Raw genomic sequence first — 14,321 nt, 5'->3', positions numbered from 1 at the left:
GGGGAGCCCCAGGGGGAAGAGAAAGGGGGCGGGGCGCCGAGCTCACGGCGCCCCGCCCCTGCCGCGTCCACACGCACCCCCGTCCGTGCGTCCGCGCATCTCCCCGTACGCATGGCCCCGTGATCCACACGTACGGCGGTCTCAGTTGTCCTTCTCCGCCCCGTTGCCGTTCGGGCGTGCGGCCACCCGGCCGGTGAGCGCCTCGCCCAGGGCCGAGCGGTCCCGTCCCGGCGGCTGCGCGGACAGCCGCCGGGGCGTCGCTCCGGACGGGCGGCCCCCCATAGTCCGGCCCGTCTCCCCCGTCTCCCGGACGAGGCGCGTCCATCGTGGCGGGGCTCGCGTCACCGGCCCGTCACACCCGCGTACGCGCCGGGCGCGCCCTCACACCAGCACGCGCCGCACCATCACCGAGAACTGCCGCGAGGGCTCGACCCCCAACTCCCGCAGCAGCAGGGCCCGGAAGCCCTCGTAGTGGCGCACCGCCTCGGCGACGTTGTGCTCGGCGAGGTGCACCGAGACGACCGCGCGGTGGGCGCTCTCGCGCAGCGGATCGATGCGGGTGCTCTCCAGCGCGGCCTCCAGAGCGGTCGCGTACGCGCCCTGGTCGACCAGGCGCGCGGACAGGGCCTCCAGGGCGTGCAGCCGCAGCTGGTGCAGCCGCTCGCGCTCGAAGACCACCCACTCCTGGTCCCAGCCCGGCAGCAGTTCGCCCCGGCCGAGCAGGACGGCCGACTCGCCGCGGACCCGGGACCCGTCGGCCGCCGACAGCGCCTCGTGGGCGGTGGCCGTCAGGTCGTCGATGTCCATGCGGACCAGCGGGCTGAGCGACAGGACGCCGGTGCGCGCGTCGGCGATCGCCGAACCCGCCCCGTTCAGCCGCCACATGGCGGTGCGCAGGCTGGCCCGGGCCCGGTGCTCGGGCACCTCCGGCCAGAGTGTGCCCGCGAGGACCGAGCGGGTGGCGGGCCCGCGCAGGCCGAGCAGGGCGAGCAGCTGCTGACCGCTCGCCGTGACGTCGATCTCGTTGCCGCCGTCGCCCCCGTGGCTCAGGCGGAAACCCCCCAGCAGACCCAGACGCAGCGCGGCCGGTGTGTCGCCGCACGCGGTCAGGGATGTCGAGGAAGCCATCCGAACACCTCCAGTGCTTCCCGTGTACGGCCCCGACGGTAGGGGCGGGCCGTACCGGGTCGCCTCGGGGAGTGAACCAGGGATTACCCCGGTGTCCCCCTGGGGGCGGCCACTAGGAGGGGTGCGGGTGCGGCGCGAGCCGGGCGACCAGACCGATCCTGGAGGTGATGCCGAGCTTCGCGTACGTGTGCCCCAGGTGGTACTCGATCGTCTTCACGCTCAGCGCCAGGGCCGTGGCGATCTGCCGGTTCGTCAGGCCCTGGGAGGCGAGGCGGGCGACGGCCAGCTCCTGCGGGGTGAGCGCGCCGTCCGCGCCGTCGCCCGCCGACCCGTTCTGGGCCGGATCGCTGTCCGTGCGCGGGGGCGCCGCCCGGCCGCAGGCGTCGAGTTCGCGGGCGCAGCGGGCCCGGTAGGGCAGCGCGCCGAGCGCCGACATCGTGTCGTACGCCGACTGCAGGCGTGCCACCGCCGCGGCCCTGCGCCCCACCCGCCGCAGGAAGGCGCCGTGGTCCAGGTCGACCCGGGCCCGGACGAAGGGCATGGGCACCTGGGCCGCGTGGTCGTGGGCGCGCCGGAACGCGGCCTCCGCGCCGGACTTGTCGCGCCGCGCCGCGAGCAGCGCCGCCCGCACCCGGGCCGCCCCCGCCATCGCCGAGTGCCGGCACCGGTCCGCGGCCCGCGACTCGAAGGGCGCGAGCACCGCCTCGGCCTCGTCCAGCTCGCCGAGCTGGACCAGCGCCTCGACGAGGAGCTCGTGCCAGTCGACCACGCCCGGTTCGTTGACGCCGTCGTGGTCGGCGTAGCGCAGCAGCGGGCGCAGCGCGTCCACGACGCGCTCCGGCTCCGCGCGGGCGTCCGCGAAGTGGCCGTGCGCGGAGGCCGCGTACGCGAAGGCGACCGCCGTCTCTGCGCTGCCCGGCGCGTCCAGGGCGATCCGCAGATGCCCCTCCGCCCGGTCCCAGGCGCCGCGCGCCGCGAGGATCTGCGCGGCCACGCCGTGCGTCACCGGCTTCAGCCACGACTGGTCGGTGTCGTCCGCGATCGAGGCGGACGTCTCCGCGTGGATCAGCGCCTCGTCCCAGTCGCCGAGCCGGTGCAGGGCCTGAGCGAGGGCCGACGAGGACAGCAGCCGCAGCGGCACCGTGGTGTTGCGGCAGTTGGCGACGGCGCTGAGCAGGTCCTGGCGCGCCCCGTCGAGATCGTCCGACCACAGCCTCAACTGCCCCCGCGCGAGCAGCAGATCGATGCTGCCCAGCGGCACCAGCAGCGGATCGGGCAGATCGGCGGCGAGCGCGATGCCCTGCTTCGCGGCGCCGCTCAGACCGAGCGCGATCAGATGGTTGAAGCGCAGCATCCGGCTCGGCCCCTGCAGCGTGGAGAGCCGCTGCGCCCGCTCCGCCCAGCGCGCCGCGTCGGCGGCCCGCCCGCGCATCACCGCGGCGTAGCTCAACTGCTCGGCGGTGCGCGCCGCGAGCGAAGGCTCGGCGTCCTGGTCGCACTGCTCCCAGGAGTCGAGGAGCAGTGTCTGCGCCTGTTCGGTGCGCCCCTCCACCCGGGCCACATAGCCGCGCACATAGCCGCGCAGCGCCGGGGCCGTGCTGTCCGGGAGCGCGGCCGCGAGCTCCGCCGACTCGTGCACCCGCCCGTCCAGGAGCAGCGCCTCGACAGCCTCCACTGCGAGCCGGTCCCGCTCCAGGGCGGTCGTGGCGACGCGCGAGGCGTGCCGCAGATGCGTGCCCGCGACCGCCCACTGACCGGTGGCCGCCTCCCGGCGCGCACAGGCGGCGAGCGCGGCGGCCAGGTGCTCGTCGGGCCCGGTCGCGGCGAGCACCCGATGGCGCAGGCTCGCGTACTCGTCCTCGACCAGGGCGGCGGCCCGGGTGTGCAGGGCGGCGCGCTGGGCGGGCCCGATGTCCTGGTAGACGGCCGCGTGCACCAGCGGGTGCGGGAAGGACACCTCGGGTGCGGAGCCGGGCGGCGAGGAGTGCAGCAGGCCCGCGGTGATGGCCCGCTCCAGGGCGGGCAGCGGCTGCGGCAGCCGGGCGAGCGAAGCGGCCCTGTGCAGCGGGCAGGTGAGGCCGAGGACGCTCACCGCCTGCACGAGGCGACGGGCCTGGGAGCCGCAGTCGGCGAGATTGGCGAGGACGAGCATCGCGTACGAGCGCGGCGCGGGCAGCGGCGTGCCGACGTCCATGAGTACGGGGGCGGGCACCTGGTCCAGGAGCGCGCGGGCGTGCAGCGGGTTGCCGCGGGTGTGCGCGTGCAGCCGCACGGAAGCCGAGTGCGGCAGCCGCAGCGCCGCCAACTCGGCGCCCAGCGAGGTGAGTTCGAAGGGGGTGAGCCCCTCCAGCGGCAGATGCCGGGTGCGCACGTCCGTGAGGAGCCGGCGGATCCCGTCGGGCAGCGCCGGGTTGTTCAGGTCGCGCAGGGTCACGATGGCCAGAACCCGCTCACCGCGCAGCCGTCGCAGCGCGAACGTCAGGGCGTTCATGGACGGCGCGTCCGCCCAGTGGGCGTCGTCGAGCACCAGCACCACGGGCCCCTTGGCCTGTACCTCGCCGAGCAGGTCGAGCAGTCCGAAACCCGCCGCCATCGGCGCCAGGTTCGGCGGCAGCGACTTCGGTACGGAGGCCAGGGCGGCCAGCGCGTCGGGCGGCGGGAGTGGGCTCTGGCCCACGAACTGGGCGAGCACCCCGCAGGGCAGCGCGCTCTCGTTCTCCTCGCCGCTGGCGTGCAGCAGACAGGGGCGGCCCGGCGCGGTGTCGAGGAAGCGGCGCACCAGGGCGGTCTTGCCGATGCCACCGGGCCCCTCCACCAGGACGAGGCGCGGCTCGCCCGCGCTCGCACGCCGGAACTCCTCGTGCAGCGCGGTGAGTTCCTGTGCGCGACCGGAGAACACGTCGTCGGCCATACCGCCCCCGGACCCCTGCATGGGATGCCTGCCCCTAAAGGTCCACGATGGGGGCGCGACCACCCCGCGCACAAGCGGGAATCCCGAGGAATGTCCTTCGGGCGTCTCAGGACAGATCCTCCGCCGGCGGAGACACGACAAGCCCCGCTCCCTGCGGCTCCGGCGGCGGCTCCAGGAGCGCGAGCAGTTCGAGCCAGCCGTGAAACGGCCGGGCACCGGCCGTCTCCTCACCGCTCTCCGTCACGACACTCCCGTACACCCCACCGGGCGAGCGGTACACCTCGATCACATAGCGCACAGCGCCCTCCCGGAGTCAGGCTCAGGCCCATGAGCCGTGACACTTGGCGACGGAATCCAGACTAGGAGCCGCCCCCCGGCTCCGCTTCGGTGCGCCACCCAGGGATGTCCCCAGGGTGCGGGGGGACCAACTCCGCAAACGGGACGTCCTGGTGAAGATTCCTCCGGGGCACCCCTGGGACACCTCTGGGATTCCGCTGAGAACTTCTCTCGAGTCGCCCTACGCGGGCAGCGCCGCCCAGGCCCGCTCCCGCTGCACCCGCAGCAGCGGGAGCGGGCTGTCGTCCGTCCCGTACAGCCGCTCGGCGAGGCGGATCAGCGTGTCGCAGCGGGCGAGCGCCACACCGCGGGCGGCGGTCGCGGGGGAGTGCCCGGCGAGCGCGGCCACCCGGACGGCGGCGGGTGCGCCGACGGAGAGGGCGAGCCCCGCGACGTCCTCGGCCGGGTCGGCGACGGCCGCGTCGGTCCAGTCGAGCACGCCCGCGACCCGGCCCGCCGACGTGACCAGCAGGTGCTCGCCCTTGAGGTCGTAGTGGCTGAGGACGAGGGCCGGAGCGGCCACCGCCTCGAACTCCGCCGCTGGTCCGGTGAGCCGCCCGAGCAGCTCACGCTCCACCTCCCCGCTGTCGGCCAACTGCCGCGCCGCGTCCGTGGCTTGCTTCCGTACGTCGTCCAGGGCCCGCGGCCGCTCGACGGGCACCCCGAGGGCGTCGGCCTCCGCTCCCGGGAAGGAGGCGAGGCCCGAGAGCAGCGCGGCCAGATCCCGCTCGTCCGCGGCGCAGACGCCCCGCACCTCGGCGGAGGTCCCGGGGAGCAGCGTGTCGAGGGTGTACGTCAGTCCGGTCGCCCAGGTCCCGGACGCGACGCTCGCGGGCACACCGACCTCTCCGACGCGACCCCGGACGGCGTCCCGCAGCGCGAGCTCGCGCCGCTGCCGCACCGACCCGTCGGCGTCCAACGCGAGCCGCAGCACGTGCCGTTCGCCCACCCACCAGGTGGAGTGCTCGCCGCCCTCGTCGACGGGGCGCACGTCGGGGCCGGGCTCCCGGGGGAGGGCGGCGGCGACGATGCTGCGGGCGAGGGCGGCGGACGGGTGCGGCATCCCGCGATCATGGCACGGAAGCGGCGGGGGCCGGGTCGGGCAGGTGTCAGAGGGGACGGGTCACAGGGGCGGGTCCGTGAGCCCGACGATGACGAGGTCGGCGAGCCGGACGGTGTACCAGACGGTGGTGGTCGAGCCGTCTCCCCAGTGCTCGGTGAGGACCACCGTCTCGGTGTCCTCGTCGCTCGTGAGCGTGGCCACGGACCAGGAGTCCGGGATGTTCTGCGCGCGGAAGACGGGGTCGGCGTCGTGCTCGGCGGCCCAGTCGGTGAGCCGGACGTCGAGTTCCGGGTCCAGATACAGGTGGCGCACCTCCTCGGGGGTCTCCTCGACCCCGCCGAGCGAGGCGCGACGGTAGGCGCCGAAGAAGGCGTCGACCTGCGTCGCGGCGGGGCTCTCGGCGCGGAAGGAGGCCCCGGACCCCGGGAGTTGAGGCAGAGGGGCGGCGGTCGCGGTGGCGGCGAGCGGGCCCGCCACCACCAGGGCGACGGCGGAGACGGCCAGGGCGAGGTGCTGGAGATTCCTGAGCTGCTTGGTCATGATCCCGACCCAATCAGGCGGCGGCGATCACCGTTATCGCTCACGGGAGTGACGCGGGTGCGCGGGGCGTGGGGGGTGGTGAACCCTCACGCACCGGGCAGGCCCGCGCGCGCCGTTCGACGGTGTGGCGGCAGGGGGCGGTAGCCGGGGAGCCGCCAGTCGCCGCCGCGGTCCGCCGTCGCGAAGCGGGCGGTGAGGTCGGGAATGCGCAGGAGGCACGCCAGGGCCGTGGCGGCCTGGAGGGCGCTGATCGCGTGCTTGCTCATGGGCATGCCGAGGCGGAGCAGGCGGGGGTTCACTTCGGCCTGGATCTCGTCGATGAAGGGCTGCAGCACGCCGTCGTGGTTCGCCAGGGCGGTGGGCCGGTCGTCGGCGTGCCGGTTGATCTCGTCGGCCAGGACGTAGGCGCCGACCAGGCCGCCGGAGACGCCCATGCCGCTGTAGGGAGCCGACACGGACTCCGGTGACGTCATAGAGCGGCCGGCCGACGTACCGGAGATCGATCACGAACCGGCGTTCGAGGCGGGCCTCGCCCTCATTCTGGGAGGGCTCGTGCAGCGCACCGAGGCGGCTGGATCCCAGGCCGCAAGCCCGCGCGGGCCGTCACGGCGATGAGTCGGTCCAGTGCTTCGGGGGCGGTCCGGGCCGGTGGGCGGCTGTAGCCCACGATCACGCCCTGGGGGCGACGCGGGCCGGTGCGCGGGTCCGGGTGCGGGCCGGGGCGTGATGGGTCCGGCTCGTGCCAGAAGGGTCCCAGCCCGAACAGGGCGACCGAAGCGGCCCGCGCCTCGGTGAGCAGCTCCTCCTCGTCCCGCACCGAGAGCACCGCGTGCAGCCCGGCCGCGATGCCGGTCAGCGGCAGCCCCGCCGCGATCAGCCGGTCCCGGCGGCGCCGGTACTCGCCCCGGGTGCGCCGCACCTGGCGGTCGTACCGCCCGCCCCGGATCAGCTCCGCGAGGGCCAACTGGTCCAGCGGCGGCGCCTGTTGGCACACCACCCGGTCCACCACCGGTCGGCAGAGCCGGTCCGGCAGCACCAGCCAGCCGAGCCGCATCGCCGGGGCGAGGGTCTTCGACGTCGTGCCGCCGTAGACGACGCGCGCCGGGTCGAGGGCCTGCAGGGCGCTCACCGGGCGCCGGTCGAAGCGGTACTCCCCGTCGTAGTCGTCCTCGATCACATACCCGTCGACCCGCCGCGCCCACTCGACGAGCCGGCGCCGCCGCAGCGGGCTCAGCGTCACGCCGAGCGGGAACTGATGGGCCGGTGTGGCGAGCACCGCCCGGGCGGGTGTGGCGGCGAGCGCGCCGACGTCGAGGCCGCGCGTGTCCACCGGTACCGGGTGCACGGTGAGCCCGGCCCGCGCGACGATCTGCCGGTGCACGGGAAGGCAGGGGTCCTCCATCGCGATGTCCCGCACCCCGAGCGCCCGCAACGCCCCCGCCACCAGGGCGAGTCCATCGGCGAACCCGCCGGTCACCAGGGTCTGCCCCGGCGTCCCGGCCACGCCGCGGGTGCGGCTCAGATAGCCGGTGAGGGCGGACCGGAGTTCGAGGCGGCCGCGCGGATCACCGTAGGCGTACGCGTCCGGGCCGTGCCGGGTGGCCTCCCGGACGGCGGCCGCCCAGGAAGGTCCCGGGAAGAGGGAGACGTCGGGGACGCCGGGCCGGAGGTCCCACCGTACGGGCTCCGTGGCGCTCAACTCCGGCTGCACGGCGGCCGGTTCGGGTGCCTGTCCGGCGTCGCGGGCGACCCGGGCGGGCGCACCCCGCCGCGTGCGCAGCCAGCCGTCGGCCGCGAGCTGCGCGTACGCCTCGACCACGGTCCCGCGCGCCACGCCGAGCTGCGCCGCGAGGGCCCGGGTGGACGGCAGCGGATCCGGGACCCGCAGCCGTCCGGTCCGTATCGCAGCCCGAATCGCCTCCTCCACCGCCGACTTCAGCGGCAGTGAGGCATCCAGCTCCAGATGAAGATCCATGACTGGTCCAGGCTAACCGCACCGAACTGGTCCACCTTCTTGGACCAGTTGGACCGGCCGAACCTACGGTCCCGGCATGACCTCACAGCAAGCGGATGCGACGCTTTCGACGACTTCACGGCGAAGGAACTCCACCGTGCGCACCCTGCGCACGCTGCACCACTGGATACAGACGGCGGGCGAGAGCCCGGTCCCCTGGCGGATCGCCACCGTCGTCGCGCGCCTGGCGCTCGCCGCCGCGTTCCTCTCCGCGGTCGCCGACCGGTTCGGCCTGTGGGGCGAGTTCGGCACCGGCTCCGTGGCCTGGGGCACCTTCGACGCCTTCGAGACCAACACCGCAGCCCTCGCCCCGTACCTGTCCGGCTGGGCGGTCGACGCCGTCGCGGTGGCCGCGACGGTCGCCGAACTCGCCCTCGGGATCGCCCTGTTGATCGGTGTGGCGCTGCGCTGGACGGCCTGGCTGTGCGTGGGCCTGCTGCTCTTCTTCGGCCTTTCGATGGCCGTCTTCGTCGATGTGCAGGCCCCGCTCAAGTTCGCCGTGTTCAGCGGGCTCGCGGCGGCGCTGATGCTCGCGCTGGCGCCGCGCGGCTCGCTGGTGCTGGTCGTGGACCGTCGCCTGTCGGTGTAGGACCCGGCCGCGCGGGTGTCGTCCGCGGGTGACGGGTTCAGGCCGACCGCAGCGCCGCCGCCCCCTCGGCCGCCTGCTTCCCGGCCCGCGCCCGCGCCGTCGCCGCCAGGGCCGCGTCCCCGACCCGGTCGGCCAGGCGGGCCCAGGCCAGCCAGTTGTACGGGCAGACCGGGCGGAGGTGGGCGCGCTCGCTCAGGAGGGTGCGGGCGAGGTCGTGGCGGCCCGCCCGCAGAGCGGCTTCGACCAGGGTGCGCTGCACGGCGTCGCGCTGTGCGTGGCTGCCGCCGAACTCGTTCAGGCGGTAGCGGAGGGGGGCCAGGAGCTCGACCACGCGCGCGTACCGCTCCTGGCGGAAGGCGATCAGCGCCCGGCACACCGGCAGGCCGATGTCCCGGGTCATCGCGTGGTTGCTGACGCCGGGACGGTCGCCGTCCGCGAGCCAGCGCTCCCGGTCGGCGACGAGCCGCTCCGCGTCGGAGATCCGCCCGGCACCGGCGTACGCCATCACGGCGTGCGCGTCGTTGAAGGCGTAGTAGCTGCCGTCCGCCCGCCCGGCCCAGGCACCGGCGAGCGCCGCCCAACGCTCCCCGGTGTCGTGGCCCGCGAGCAGGAGGCGCCACAACAGGGCGGAGGCGTCGAGGAGTTCCATGGCCAGGCCCTCGGAGCCGTCGTGGTGCAGGGCGCTGTCGTAGACGCCGAGTACCCGGTCGAGGTCGCCCGTCTCCAGGGCGTACAGGGCGTAGTGCCACCAGTTGTGCACGTTCAGATAGTTGCCGGAGGACCAGTCGTCGGCGCGGGCGTCGAGGAAGCGGATGCCGTCCGCGAACCGGCCCCGCATCTCGAGGGTGTGCACCACCGCGTGGATGCCCCACACGTCCCGGGAGTGCTGTTCGACGGCCTGGCGGCCGACCTCCTCGGCCTGCTCGTAGTGCCCGGACTCCTCGAGCCCGAAGGCGTACATGCCGAGCAGCGGACCGCGCCACGGGTCGTCGAGGTCGTCCCAGGAGCCGAGCGCGCCCCCGATCCGGTCGCGCAGGCGCTGCGCGTCGCCGGTGAAGAAGTCGATCTGGTGGCCGACGGCGAGCGCCAGCACGTCGTGCGGGAAGGCGGTGCTGAGCTCGCCCAACCGCTGCCCCGCGCCGTGCAGATCACCGGCGAGCCACGCCTCGGCGGCCGCGACGTGCAGCCGCTCCCGGGAGCTGATCCCGGCGAGGTCGAGGCCCGTGCGGAACGCCCCGAAGGCGTCCGTCGCCGATGCCGCCTCCTTCTCCTCCGTGCCGAGCAGCCCGAGGTAGGCGCAGAGGACGCGGCCCATCACCGAATCGGGTGAGGCCGCGACGACGGCCTGCGCCTCGTCCGCCACCTCTCCGCGGAAGAAGAGCAGGGCGTCCAGGGCCCGCTCGAAGTGGCGGGCCCCCTCCACACCGGTGCCGCTCATGGCGAGTCCCTGCCGCTGTGCGCTCATGGTCGCTGTGCCCCTGTCCTGGTCGTCCGCGCGGGCCGTTCCGGCTGCCCCGATCCTGTCCCGCCGGGCGGAGGGGGATGCGCGGTCGCCGACCAGGTTCCTACCGCACGACCGTGCCCTCGTTCACCCCGAGGAGGCTCAACTCGGCCCGCGTCGGCGCCCCTTCCCAGTCGCCCCGGGACGCGACCGCGAACGCGCCCGTCGTCACCGCCCGGTCCAGGCGGCCGGCGGCGTCCGCGCCGTCCAGCAGGGCGGACAGATAGCCCGCCACGAAGGCGTCACCGGCACCCACCGCGTCCACCGCCCGCACGGGGCGGGCCGGGCGGTGCAGCTCGCCGTCGGCGGTGTGCACGGTGGCGCCGTCCGCGCCCAGCTTGACGACGACCTCGCCCACGCCGAGGTCCAGGAGCAACTTGGCCTGTTCGGGTGCCTCGCGCGGAGCGTCGTACGGCAGGCACAGGGGCAGCTCGTCGTCGGAGGCGATGAGCACGTCGACATACGGCATCCACTCCCGCAGGGCCACCGAGGCGTCCTCGTAACTCCACAGCCGGGAGCGGAAGTTGACGTCGAGGCAGACGAGCGTCGAGTGCTCGCGGGCCAGGCGCAGGGCGCGCCGGGCCGCGCACAGGGCGGACGGGCCGAGCGCCGGGGTGATGCCCGTGAGGTGCAGCACCCTCGGCGGTCCGGCCGTGAACGCCTCCTCGACCGCGCACGCCTTGATCCGCGAACCGGCCGAGCCCGCCCGGTAGTAGTGGACCCGTGTGACCTCGGGAAGGCGCGGCTCGAACAGGATCAGTCCGGTGGGTGCCGCCGCGTCGCGGGTGGCGCCCGACACGTCGACGCCCTCGGCGCGCAGCGTGCGCAGGACCAGCTCGCCCGCCTCGTCGTCGCCCACCGCACCGGCCCAGCGCACCGGGTGCCCGAGCCGGGCGAGGCCGATCGCGACGTTCGACTCGGCGCCCGCGACGGAGACCTCCATGGAGCCGCCGAGCTTCAGCGGCCCGCTGCCGCGCAGCGCGACCATGGTCTCGCCGAAGGTGAACACCGCGCCGGTGTCCGTGCGTTCGCGGCTCATGCGCGTGCCTCCTTTCCCGTGACCGCGAGGAAGGCCGCCGCGCGCGAGCGGAGCCCCGCCAGGTCGCCGCCGTCCGCCGCGTCCCCGACCAGCGGCGAGCCGACGCCCACCGCGACCGCCCCGAGCCGCAGATACTCGGCCGCCTCGGTGACGCCGACGCCGCCGACCGGCACGAACGGCACGTCCGGGAACGGCGCCCGCAGCGCCTTGAGGTAGGACGGGCCGCCGAGCGCCGACGCCGGGAAGATCTTCAGGGCGGTGGCCCGTGTGTCGAGGGCCTCGCAGACCTCGCTGGGGGTGAGCACCCCGGCGAGCGTGGGCAGGCCCTGGCGCGCCGCGGCGCGGAAGCCGGGGCCGAGCCCGGGCGTGACGATGAGGTTGGCGCCCGCCCCGGCGGCCCGGCGGGCGTCGTCCTCGGTGACGACGGTGCCCGCGCCGAGCCAGGCCGCGTCGCCCAGTTCGGCGCGCGCCCGCTCGATGACCTCGAGGGCGTCGGCGCCGCTGAGGGACACCTCGACCAGGGGTATGCCCGCCTCGACGAGGGCGATGACGGTACGGAAGGACGCCTCGGGATCCGTGCCGCGGATGATGGCGACGAGCCGCTCCGCGCGCAGGGCGGTGCTGAAGTCCATGGCTGCTGCTCTTTCTGGGGTTGGTGGATCGTGCGGTACGGGAGTTGCGCTCACCACTCGGCGAACGAGCCGTCCTCGTACCGCCACACCGGGTTGCGCCAGGCGTGCCCGGACTTGTCGGCGGCGCGCACCGCCGCCTCGTCGACGTCCACGCCGAGCCCGGGCCGCTCGGTGCGGATCAGGGAGCCGTGGTGGAAGCGGAACGGCTCCGGGTCGGCGACGTAGTCGAGCAGCTCGGCGCCCTGGTTGTAGTGGATGCCGATCGACTGTTCCTGGATGAGGAAGTTCGGCGTGGTGAAGGCGACTTGGAGGCTCGCGGCGAGCGCGACCGGGCCGAGCGGGCAGTGCGGTGCGATCTGCGCCCCGTACACCTCGGCGAGGGAGGCGATGCGGCGCAGCTCCGAGATGCCGCCCGCGTGCGAGATGTCGGGCTGCAGGATCGCCACGCCCGCCTGGAGCGGGGCGAGGAACTCCCGCCGGGTGAAGAGGCGTTCGCCGAGCGCGAGGGGGATGTTGGAGGCGTTCACCAGGTCGGGCACGGCGTGCATGTGGTCGGAGAGCACCGGCTCCTCGACGAACAGCGGGTCGTACTCGGCGAGCAGCGGCAGGATGCGGCGGGCGTTGGCGGGGGAGACCCGGCCGTGGAAGTCGAGGCCGAAGTCCCGCTCGTCGCCGAGGACTTCACGGGCGGTCTCGGCGCGGCGCAGGCACGCGCGGACCTCCTCGCGGGTGGCCAGCGGTGTCATGCGGCCGCTGCCGTTCATCTTCACCGCCGTGAAGCCCGCCTCCACCTGGGCGGTGAGCGCGTCCCGTATCTCGTGCGGCTCGTCGCCGCCCACCCAGGCGTACGCGCGGATCTTGGCGCGCACCGGGCCGCCGAGCAGCTGGTGCACGGGCTGCCCGTACGCCTTGCCCTTGATGTCCCACAGCGCCTGGTCGAGGCCGGCGACCGCGGAGGAGAGCACCGGGCCGCCCCGGTAGAAGCCACCCTTCGTCATGACCTGCCAGTGGTCCTCGATCCGCATCGGGTCCTCGCCGACCAGGTACTCGGAGAGCACCTCGACGGCGGCGCGCACCGGCTCGGCCCGCCCCTCGACGACGGGCTCGCCCCAGCCGACCACTCCGTCGTCGGTCTCCACGCGGACGAACATCCAGCGCGGCGGCGCGAGGAACGTCTCGATGCGGCTGATCCTCATGGGGGCTTCCTTTCCGGCGGTGTGGCGTGGCGGCGGCAGGAGGTGGTGGTGCGGGTTGCCCCGGGGGGCAGGGTCAGGGGTGGTCGCGCATGGCCATGTCGAGGAGTTCGAGCATGGCGTGGTAGGCGCCCTCGGCGTCCCCCGCGCGCACGCGCTCGGCGACGGCGGCGTGCACCGGCAGCGGGTCCTCGTACGGGTGGGAGTGCACGCGGCGGTCCCGCTCGACGAGCGCGGGGATGATGACGCGGCGCATCTGCGCGAAGAACTGGTTGCCGGAGGCGGTGAGCAGCGCGGTGTGGAAGGACGCGTCGGCCCGCACGGCGAGCACCGGGTCGTCGTCGCAGGCGGCCATCGCGGCGAGCGCCGCGTCCAGGGCGGCCAGGTCGTCGTCGGTGCGCCGGTCGGCGGCGAGGGCCGCGGCGGCGGGCTCGATGGAGCGGCGCAGCTCCAGGAGGTCGGCGAAGAAGTCGGTCGGCGCCCCGGCCCGCAGCTGCCAGCGCAGCACGTCGGAGTCGAGGACGTTCCAGTCGTCGCGCGGGCGCACGAACGTGCCGCGCTTCTGCCGGGCGTCGACCAGGCCCTTGACGGTGAGGACCTTGATGGCCTCGCGCAGCACGGTCTGGCTGACGTCGAGGTCCGCCATCAGCTGCGGCAGGTCGAGGGTGTCGCCCTCGTCGTAGGTGCCGTCGAAGATCCTGAGCGCGAGTGCCTCCACCGCGACCTTGTGCACGCCGCGTCCCACGTACGAGGCGTCGGGGGCGGCCGCCTTGGCGGGCGGGGCGCCGGCCCTCGTCTTCGGTGACATCGCGCGGGCTCCTTCGGTGGGGTCTGCGTGCACCTCAGGCTTGCATAAGTCCTCGTTAATTAGCAATTATTGTGTCGTGTCGCCGACGGGCCCTCTCCCGTTGCCTTTTGGTTCGCCCTCCCCCGGAGGACACCCATGTCCCTCAGCCGGCGCCCGGTCACTTCCCCGGCACCGGTCCACGCCCAAGACCTCCCGCACCCGCCCCGGGCAGGCGGAGCCGGGTGGGCTGCTTCCGCTTCGCGATCCTCGCCGTCCCCTCTTCGGTACCCGCCTCGGTGTCGGTCTCTTCGAGGCGCCCGCCTTCCCCTGCAACGACGGCCGGGTCGCCGCCCCCTGGTTCCCGCGCACCGAGCGCGGCCGCGCCGCCGCCGTCTACACCTCGGGCCAGTTCATCGGCCTCGGCGTGGCCTTCCCGCTGATCGCGCCGCAACCGCCCGGCCGAGCACCCGAAGGTCGGCGACGCCGAGCTCGACCACATCGTCCGCGACGAGACCGAGGGCGCCCAACAGGTCAGCGCGGCCGCCGCCAGCGACAAGGGCGCCTTCCTGCGGGACATGAAGTTCCTGC

At 74.7% G+C, this 14,321-nt stretch carries 15 protein-coding genes; 1 reads left to right on the top strand and 14 read right to left on the bottom strand.

Annotated features, from left to right (window positions below; translation table 11 throughout):
• Positions 1–141: 141 nt before the first annotated feature.
• The 8 genes from ACQB60_RS23610 to pdxR all read right to left on the bottom strand — a co-directional run bounded on the left by ACQB60_RS23610 (position 142) and on the right by pdxR (position 7,953).
• Positions 142–282, bottom strand: a complete 141-nt coding sequence (locus ACQB60_RS23610; RefSeq protein WP_496928082.1) for a hypothetical protein — start codon at positions 280–282, stop codon at positions 142–144.
• A 99-nt stretch (positions 283–381) separates the two neighbouring features.
• Positions 382–1,128, bottom strand: coding sequence for an AfsR/SARP family transcriptional regulator (locus ACQB60_RS23605; protein ID WP_496928081.1), 747 nt, complete (start codon positions 1,126–1,128; stop codon positions 382–384).
• A 112-nt stretch (positions 1,129–1,240) separates the two neighbouring features.
• The gene (locus ACQB60_RS23600; RefSeq protein WP_496928080.1) at positions 1,241–4,039 is read right to left on the bottom strand and encodes an ATP-binding protein; all 2,799 of its coding nucleotides are present in this window, start codon (positions 4,037–4,039) and stop codon (positions 1,241–1,243) included.
• 106 nt (positions 4,040–4,145) lie between these two features.
• On the bottom strand, positions 4,146–4,337 hold the full coding sequence (locus tag ACQB60_RS23595) for a hypothetical protein (protein ID WP_496928079.1): 192 nt from the start codon (positions 4,335–4,337) through the stop codon (positions 4,146–4,148).
• A 219-nt stretch (positions 4,338–4,556) separates the two neighbouring features.
• Entirely contained in the window at positions 4,557–5,438 is an 882-nt protein-coding gene (locus ACQB60_RS23590) for an aminoglycoside phosphotransferase family protein (protein ID WP_496928078.1), read from the bottom strand.
• Between the two features lie 60 nt (positions 5,439–5,498).
• A complete protein-coding gene (locus tag ACQB60_RS23585) occupies positions 5,499–5,978 on the bottom strand; it encodes a hypothetical protein (RefSeq protein WP_496928077.1) in 480 nt (159 codons plus the stop codon).
• An 86-nt stretch (positions 5,979–6,064) separates the two neighbouring features.
• Positions 6,065–6,433, bottom strand: a complete 369-nt coding sequence (locus ACQB60_RS23580; protein WP_496928076.1) for a hypothetical protein — start codon at positions 6,431–6,433, stop codon at positions 6,065–6,067.
• Positions 6,434–6,513: 80 nt separating this feature from the next.
• Entirely contained in the window at positions 6,514–7,953 is a 1,440-nt protein-coding gene (gene pdxR / locus ACQB60_RS23575) for a MocR-like pyridoxine biosynthesis transcription factor PdxR (protein ID WP_496928075.1), read from the bottom strand.
• Positions 7,954–8,029: 76 nt separating this feature from the next.
• Here pdxR and ACQB60_RS23570 point away from each other — a divergent pair, with 76 nt between their 5' ends.
• Positions 8,030–8,581, top strand: a complete 552-nt coding sequence (locus ACQB60_RS23570; protein ID WP_496928074.1) for a DoxX family protein — start codon at positions 8,030–8,032, stop codon at positions 8,579–8,581.
• Positions 8,582–8,618: 37 nt separating this feature from the next.
• On the opposite strand, the gene ACQB60_RS23565 is transcribed toward ACQB60_RS23570, so the two are convergent.
• The 6 genes from ACQB60_RS23565 to ACQB60_RS23540 all read right to left on the bottom strand — a co-directional run bounded on the left by ACQB60_RS23565 (position 8,619) and on the right by ACQB60_RS23540 (position 14,310).
• Positions 8,619–10,046 (bottom strand): tetratricopeptide repeat protein, encoded by a 1,428-nt coding sequence (locus tag ACQB60_RS23565; protein WP_496928073.1) that lies wholly within the window; start codon positions 10,044–10,046, stop codon positions 8,619–8,621.
• A gap of 100 nt (positions 10,047–10,146) precedes the next feature.
• Positions 10,147–11,121: a sugar kinase gene (locus ACQB60_RS23560; protein ID WP_496928072.1), complete on the bottom strand. Its 975-nt coding sequence runs from the start codon at positions 11,119–11,121 to the stop codon at positions 10,147–10,149.
• The gene (locus tag ACQB60_RS23555; RefSeq protein WP_496928071.1) at positions 11,118–11,753 is read right to left on the bottom strand and encodes a bifunctional 4-hydroxy-2-oxoglutarate aldolase/2-dehydro-3-deoxy-phosphogluconate aldolase; all 636 of its coding nucleotides are present in this window, start codon (positions 11,751–11,753) and stop codon (positions 11,118–11,120) included. The genes ACQB60_RS23560 and ACQB60_RS23555 overlap by 4 nt, the downstream gene beginning before the upstream one ends.
• 50 nt (positions 11,754–11,803) lie before the next feature.
• Positions 11,804–12,949 (bottom strand): galactonate dehydratase, encoded by a 1,146-nt coding sequence (dgoD, locus tag ACQB60_RS23550; protein ID WP_496928070.1) that lies wholly within the window; start codon positions 12,947–12,949, stop codon positions 11,804–11,806.
• A gap of 73 nt (positions 12,950–13,022) precedes the next feature.
• Positions 13,023–13,754: a FadR/GntR family transcriptional regulator gene (locus ACQB60_RS23545; RefSeq protein ID WP_496928069.1), complete on the bottom strand. Its 732-nt coding sequence runs from the start codon at positions 13,752–13,754 to the stop codon at positions 13,023–13,025.
• 157 nt (positions 13,755–13,911) lie between these two features.
• Positions 13,912–14,310: a hypothetical protein gene (locus ACQB60_RS23540; RefSeq protein ID WP_496928068.1), complete on the bottom strand. Its 399-nt coding sequence runs from the start codon at positions 14,308–14,310 to the stop codon at positions 13,912–13,914.
• Positions 14,311–14,321: the final 11 nt, after the last annotated feature.

The sequence above is a fragment of the Streptomyces odontotermitis genome (assembly GCF_050510915.1).
In the GTDB taxonomy this organism is placed as follows: Bacteria; Actinomycetota; Actinomycetes; order Streptomycetales; family Streptomycetaceae; genus Streptomyces.
The sequence above is the reverse complement of the archived record's forward strand: the minus strand, read 5'-3'. Positions and strand labels throughout refer to the sequence as shown.